This window comes from Streptomyces sp. ADMS (assembly GCF_033441795.1).
Taxonomy (GTDB): domain Bacteria; phylum Actinomycetota; class Actinomycetes; order Streptomycetales; family Streptomycetaceae; genus Streptomyces.
In genome coordinates this window covers 1-866 of sequence record NZ_JAVFVX010000347.1, presented here as the reverse complement: position 1 = coordinate 866, position 866 = coordinate 1, and the positions used below count along the sequence as shown (strand labels likewise).

The window sequence follows — 866 nt, the reverse complement described above, 5'->3', positions numbered from 1 at the left end:
CACCGATTCACATCTCGCGGGCGGCGGGGCTTTTGCACGAGAACCGCCGCACCGCACTCCTACGAACCACGGAGTATCGCATGCTCGCCACGCCGAGCGGAACCCTGGCATGCCCGGACACGGCCCGCCTGCACCGCCTCGCGGCCCAGCTCGCCGACATGATCCCCGGGGCGGCGACCATCCGCGTCAGCCTCACGGACCCGAAGCAGACGTGGCCCCACCCGCACGCCATCGCCAAGGACGCGGCCGGGGAGACGATCGAGTTGAGCCGGACGACCGCCAGGGTCGCAGCCCGGTGGGTCCTGCGGGTCTGGCCGGACGCGGACTGGACCAGGCCTCACACCTTCGACCTCGCCGCCGTGACCCTCACCCGCAGCGACCTCGCCGCCGGTCGGGGCCTCTGACATGGCGCGGATCCGAACCATCAAGCCGGAGGCGTTCGTCTCCGAGTCGCTCGCCGAGGTGAGCGTCGAGGCCGAGCGGAGTTTCTTCGGTCTCCTCACCCAGGCCGACGACTACGGCCGCCACCGCGACAACGCCGCGATCATCGCGGGGCTGCTCTGGCCTCTGAGGTCCGAGCACACCTCGGTCCATGTCGAGGACGACCTCCAGCAACTCGCCAACGCGGGCCTGATCTGCCGGTACACCGGCTGCGACGGCCGCCGCTACCTCCACATCGTGACCTGGTCCGAGCACCAGAAGATCGACAAGCCCAGCCAGTCCCGACTGCCCTCCTGCCCGCAGCACCACCCGGCGGACCGGTGCGGTCCCTGCAAGGGGATCTGCGCCAAGCGCACCGAGGCGTCGCCCACCCCTACCCGAGGGCTCGCCGAGGCTTCGCCGAACGCTCCCCGAGCCCTCGATCT

Annotated in this window: 1 protein-coding gene and 1 pseudogene; both read left to right on the top strand. The window is 70.9% G+C overall.

Features of this window, described 5'->3' with window-relative positions; translation table 11 throughout:
- Positions 1 to 80: 80 nt before the first annotated feature.
- Entirely contained in the window at positions 81 to 404 is a 324-nt protein-coding gene (locus RB628_RS40930) for a transcriptional regulator (RefSeq protein ID WP_318325710.1), read from the top strand.
- 1 nt (position 405) lies between these two features.
- Positions 406 to 866 (top strand): annotated as a pseudogene (locus RB628_RS40925) (hypothetical protein); the annotation flags it as partial.